At 45.6% G+C, this 5,944-nt stretch carries 7 protein-coding genes; all 7 read right to left on the reverse strand.

Translation table 11 applies throughout. From position 1 onward, the window contains the following. Positions 1-7: 7 nt before the first annotated feature. The gene (locus AB1466_05305; protein MEW6189511.1) at positions 8-1,135 is read right to left on the reverse strand and encodes a site-2 protease family protein; all 1,128 of its coding nucleotides are present in this window, start codon (positions 1,133-1,135) and stop codon (positions 8-10) included. Positions 1,136-1,402: 267 nt separating this feature from the next. Beyond that, on the reverse strand, positions 1,403-1,948 hold the full coding sequence (locus AB1466_05310; GenBank protein ID MEW6189512.1) for an adenylyl-sulfate kinase: 546 nt from the start codon (positions 1,946-1,948) through the stop codon (positions 1,403-1,405). 161 nt (positions 1,949-2,109) lie between these two features. Then, positions 2,110-3,195: an aminoglycoside phosphotransferase family protein gene (locus AB1466_05315; protein ID MEW6189513.1), complete on the reverse strand. Its 1,086-nt coding sequence runs from the start codon at positions 3,193-3,195 to the stop codon at positions 2,110-2,112. Between the two features lie 158 nt (positions 3,196-3,353). Beyond that, positions 3,354-4,160 carry an S-methyl-5'-thioadenosine phosphorylase gene (locus AB1466_05320; protein ID MEW6189514.1) on the reverse strand — a complete coding sequence of 269 codons (807 nt, stop codon included), beginning with the start codon at positions 4,158-4,160 and terminating at the stop codon, positions 3,354-3,356. A gap of 156 nt (positions 4,161-4,316) precedes the next feature. After that, a complete protein-coding gene (locus tag AB1466_05325) occupies positions 4,317-4,427 on the reverse strand; it encodes an RCKP-type rubredoxin-like domain-containing protein (protein MEW6189515.1) in 111 nt (36 codons plus the stop codon). A gap of 69 nt (positions 4,428-4,496) precedes the next feature. Beyond that, entirely contained in the window at positions 4,497-5,519 is a 1,023-nt protein-coding gene (locus AB1466_05330; protein ID MEW6189516.1) for a tRNA 4-thiouridine(8) synthase ThiI, read from the reverse strand. Between the two features lie 159 nt (positions 5,520-5,678). Next, the coding region (locus AB1466_05335) for a phosphatidylserine decarboxylase (GenBank protein MEW6189517.1) at positions 5,679-5,944 on the reverse strand (266 nt) is incomplete at its 5' end.

Genomic DNA, 5,944 nt, shown 5'->3' on the forward strand with positions numbered 1-5,944 from the left:
AAATTTTTTATACCCCTAATTCAGTCTTCACCTTGATCAGTCGGATTATATCACTCCTCGTGACCAGCCCTACCAAGCTGCCGTTCTCATCCACCACTAAAAGATGACCTATTTCCTCCCTGGCCATCTGCATCAAGGCATTGACGGCATCCTCGTGATAACTTATTATGCAATTCCCCTTTAGAGGGACCACTATTTCCCTCGCGGTTACCCTTGACCAATCCTCTTGAGGGACTTCTTTAATATCGTGTAAGGTGATTACCCCCAAAAGCTGATCATTCTCCACAACGGGGAACCGACCGTATCGGTATTTCAAGAAGTACTCATTGACCAACCTATCCAGGGTTATTGAAGGATCAATTGTTTGGATATCTTTGCTCATGATCTCGGCGACCTTAATCCCAGATAACGATCTTTGGAGAATAAGCTGTTGATAACTTGTCTGAGCAGCGTGGTTAAGAAACCATCCGATCAAAACCAGCCAAAGGGCACTGATATCACCCAGAACGAAAACCATCATGAACCCAAAGAAGATGAGGGAAAAAGCTATTCCCTGACCAGCTTGGGAGGCAATCTTTGTGGCCCGTTGCATATCTTTCATCCAATACCAGAGTCCAGCTCTCAAAACTCTTCCTCCATCAAGGGGAAATCCCGGTAAAAGATTGAAAACGGCCAAAGCCAAATTGATCTGCCAGAGCAATAGAAAGGAGGCGCCAGCCATCTCCAAACCCAGACCCCTAGCCCCCACCCAAATCAAACCGAAAGAGAAGGATAAGAAAAAGCTCGAGAGGGGACCGGCGATGGCCATTTTGAACTCAACCTCTGGATTTTCTGGCTCTTTGGACATCTGGGCCACTCCGCCGAAGATAAACAGGGTAATTTTCTTTATGGGGATACCGCTTTTTTTAGCTATGTAGGAATGGGATAGTTCGTGAAATAAAACCGAAGCAAAAAGCAAAACGGAAGTGACCGTGGCATTGATTATACCGACAACCAGAGGGAGATTAAAGGGTTTTAACTGAAAACGCAGGGTTAAGTCGATGGTGAGTAGAGCAAAGATGAAAAACCATGTATAGTTCAACTCTATGGAAATACCGAATATCCTTCCCAGACGGACCGAACCAAAGGGAATCAACGTACCTTCTCCTTATCGCCCAAAACCGATTTCCCCCAACTCCAGAATAAATCAAGTACAAACCCAATACAACCAAAACACTCTTACATGGTTCACCGTTCACAGTTCACGGTAAAAAAATGGACCATTAACGAGTTTGGTTTACACTTTGGCATTTAAGGGAGGGGTAAGTGCTTAAGAAAGTGTCGGAGCCCTCCTCAAATGAAAAATTTAAAATGGAAAATTTAAAACCTACAACCTAGAACCTTCAACCCCGGAGCCTTGAACCTATAATTTCAAATCAAATTTCTCCCGCATTTTCTGCAATATTTTCTTTGCTCCTTGCTCGGGTGTCTCCCTATCGGACTCGATGATCACCTCAGGAGCAAGGGGCTCTTCGTAGGGAACCTGGGCTCCTGGCACGGTGGTGGCCTCTTCTCTCTTGACAGCCCGGTAAATCCCCTTGGGATCTCTTCTCATGCACTCCTCAAGGGGACACTTCACGTAAACCTCCATGAAATTTTGGATCTCCTTCCTTGCCTTATCTCTAAACTTCCGCTTATTCGCCGTGGCATCAAAGACCACGTTTATCCCATGGTCCACGAGCATCTTACCCAAACAGACCAAGACATTGTAGAAAAATTCCCTCTCCTCCTCAGTGTAAGTGGAAAGGGTGAGGAGCTTACTTCTCAGATCATCCGACTCCAAAATCTCCACATCTATCTCCCGTTCCTTGAGCAACCTTCTGACCGCTTGAGCGATGCTGGATTTGCCCGAAGCTGGAAGACCCGTTATCCAAAGGGCAAAACCCCTCTTACCATCGTTACCTTCCATCTTACCCCACTAATAGACCCAATTATAATTCAAAATTTAAAAATCAAAATGAAAAATGACAAATTAAAATTCAAAAAGTTCTAAAATTTTTGGAATTTGATCTGCCTGCCTGTCGGCAGAGAGGTAATTTTGATTTTTGATCTTTGCATTTTAAATTTTTACTAACTGGGCTCAAAGTAAGAATTAACGTTATGAATATCGAATTTTTCGACATCGAGAACATTGATGATGAAATTGAAAAGTTTCTTTCGAACATCATCCGCAAGATTTGGATACCATATGGGGCTGGCTATGACCAAACCACGCCAGGCATAAAAGGGCTGACAAACCAGGAAAATCTCTTCATCCCCCGTCTTTTCAAGATAGTTCTGAACGAATTTTAGGAAAAGGTTTCGAAAAGGCTCTTTGAGCTCGCCATATTTCTGAAGGGAATAAAAGATATAGTTGATGCTCATGGCGGTGAAATCATCCGCCGGTTCTCCCCATTCGCCACGGCTCCTATCCAAAACCCAGAAATCCAATCCGCTTTTAAACAAAACATTCCAAGGATGGAAATCGCCGTGGACCTGGGAAAGACGATATCCTTTATCCTTAATCCTCCATCTCCACTCGATGCATTTTACCTCCACTTTCTGGAAAAAGTCCTCGGCGACGAAATGCCAATCCCTGGGGTAGCTATCGATGAGCCCCATGATGCATTCCCCATGTCCCACCAAATCTCTGATCCTTCGGGTATAAAGCTGGAGGTCATCCTTCTTCAGAGTGTGGATTTCCACGAGATAATCGCTCAACACTTGGGCGCGCATGACGTCTTCCTCGCTGATCGTCTCCTGCTCCTTGATGCGTTCCAGATCGTGGAAATATTCTTTTCCCTCTATGTACTCATCGAGCAGGAAGAATTCCACTGCCTCACCCAATGAGATGAGAGAACCCGTTCTGGTAAAGGCTCCCACATCCAAAGAGGAGATATGCTTGGGGAGTTTATTATAGGTTGAGTGAGCCAGGAGGAGAGAGCAAGCCCTATCGGAGAAATGATCGTGTCCAAATCCCTCCGCTTTCATGGTTTCAAGAACCGCCCTTTTTCTCTGGCCATCCATCTCAAATTCGATTAAAATCGGGCTCCCGTAACCGAATCCCTTCAATTCATCCTTCTCTTTGAGATCCGTTAAGCCCCCTATGGAAAGGATGTTAACCTCCCTTCCATAAAGACGGCAGAGGTAGTTTCGAAGATTTGCTACCTTTAACATTGAAGCCTCCTTTTTATCCTAGGTCGTTGAAGATGGGTATTCTTACCTCTGACCTTCAACCTAGAACCTAGATGTATTAACCGCAGAACATTGGTTACACTCTTACATGGTTCACCCTTTACCGTTCACGGTTCAAGTAATATATATCGAGATTGAGTTTATTCAAATCTAGCTCCCTTTAGAGCCGTGCTGCAGATGCATTTCCTCTCCTTGGGCAACTTTGGAATCATGGCAAAGAGCAGCTTTCGAACCCTCTCATTATTTTCCTGAAAAACCCTGAATACCTCTTCCGCCGTGACCGGTTCAACCTCAGGCATCCCTTCCAACCCCACGTCATAATCGGTGATGAGCGCGATGGCCACATAGCATAGCTCTAATTCCCTGGCGAGATGGACCTCCGGGTATTGAGTCATATTGATGACTTCCCACCCCTGTGAGGAAAACCACTTGCTCTCCGAACGAGTGCTGAACCGAGGGCCTTGGATGACCACCACCGTGCCCCCTTCGTGAACATTTATCCCGATCTCTTTAGCGGTCTCATGGGCGATCTTCCTCAGCACAGGACAGTAGGGGTCGGCTGCACTCACATGGGTGGATATGGGACCATCATAGAAGGTATCCCTTCTACCCCTCGTTCTATCCACATATTGATCACAAATGACAAAATCCCCCCGCTTTACGTGGGGCTGCAAGCTTCCCGAAGCACATGGGGCGATAATCTGGATCACACCCAATTGCTTCATGGCATAAATATTCGCCCGATAGTTTATCATGTGCGGGGGATATTGGTGGTATCTTCCATGGCGAGGAAGGAAGGCTACTTTCCTTCCCCCGATGTCCCCGATAGCAATCCTATCGCTGGGGAGTCCGTAAGGAGTCTCAATGGCGTATTCCCTTACACCCTCTAAGAATGAATAAAATCCTGAACCCCCGAACACCCCTATTTCTGCCCTGGGTTGAACCATAAATCATCACCCTCCTTTAGTTCACGTATTAATACTAAGATGAGTCGTAAATCTAACTCTTATAAAGGGTCGCTTGTAGAGCGAGTGTGAGCGACGGCGAATTATACCCACCCAGAATGCCTTTTAAACTCTTATGGTCAATGGTGAACGGTGCTACTATTTGCTCTCGACTTTCTGAAACTTGGTGCCGCCACAGTTCTCGCACTTCCTGGGTTTGCAACGCCCCTCTTTAATGGCGCCACACCCCAGACATTTCCAAATGGCCATTTCCCTCACCCTATAATTCGTTGATTAGATATTGTTCTTTAAAATCATTTTAAATTCTGGATTGTCATTTTACACTTTGCATTTTGAATTCGGATAGGGTTTGGCTTCATTAATGGAACCCATCGATAGACTTTTCAAAGGGTGTTCAACCTCGATGATCTTTTCTTCCTCTCCAACCCCACGATACCCTACTTTTACTCGAGGTAAATTTCTAGCCTTGCTGTACCTTGCGGTCAAGATGGCTGCTTCCTTAATGGTCTGTTCCCCAACATTTTTGCCCCTGACCAGAGTCCGCGGACCGGGATATCCCTTAACCTGAAAAATCCAATCCTCGGGTTGGGTGAGCTTCAAAAAGAGTTCACTCTCCCTTTGATTTCTGGCCACAACTATTTTTACCCCTTCTGGGGAGCAGAAGTGTCTCCCCAATTTGAGCAACTCCAAATCGTTGATGGTGGGATCCTTCTTCTCCGCCAGCAAATCCCTTAGCCGTTGAGAAAAAATGGGATCCGTGAGTAGACATCCTCCCGCAGGGGTGGGAAAATCTTTAAAACCATACCTTTCCGCCAACTCCAGCTGGGGCTTGCGTGATCGTCCCTGAATGGATAGGAGCCTCTCTTTATCCACCAATCCCTTCTCCTCGGGTACCGTTGGAGGAAGCAATTTAGCCGAGAGAGGTCGCAAAAGGTACCCCCTGTAACCCGATTCCTTCTCCACAATCCTTAAAGCCATTCTGTTCTGCGATTTTGGACGTTCTCCAAGGACTTCTCCGCTTACGATGAAGGATGCTCCAATTTGTTCCATAAATTCCCCGGCCTTCTTGACCATGAAGGCGTGACAATCGATGCAGGGATTCATATATTTTCCATATCCGTACTTCGGTCTTTTAACTATTTCCAAATGTTCATGGGTGATATCGAAAATATGAAGGGGTATCGAGAGCTGTTTGGCGGCTTCCTTAGCCATTTTGGCTGAAAAGAAAGGGGTAACAAAACTCACCCCGACAACTTGGATACCATGCTCCTGGATTACCTTTACTGCAAGCATGCTGTCCAATCCACCCGAAAGCAGAGCCACCGCTTTTGTCACATTCATCCCACCTTTTGTTCACGGTTCACAGTTCACCGTTCACGGTAAATACCTTTTTAAATATACGGGTCATAAATACCGAATATTCTCAGATAATCACGCATAAGGTAAATTCTAAAATTATGGCCCAGCTCTTTTAAAATCTTTTAAAATCTTACGGTGAAGTCATCGGTATTCGGCCAAAATTGTTTGACCCCCGTAGACCTGTTCACTGCGTCTTACTTTAAAGTCCAAATTTTCCTTCCCTGTCCGGGGAGGCAAAATTATGAGATCGACCTGTGAACCACGCTCGATGAAGGAAAGCTTTTGTCCAATTTTCAAGAATTCTCCCTCTCTAACGAAACAAGTGATCTTATTGACGAATCTGTCCGCTATTTCCACGACGATGACGGAAATATCCTTGCCTTCCAGAACTAGGACGTTGCGCTCGT

The organism is Actinomycetota bacterium (genome assembly GCA_040755895.1).
Taxonomy (GTDB): domain Bacteria; phylum Actinomycetota; class Aquicultoria; order Subteraquimicrobiales; family Subteraquimicrobiaceae; genus Subteraquimicrobium.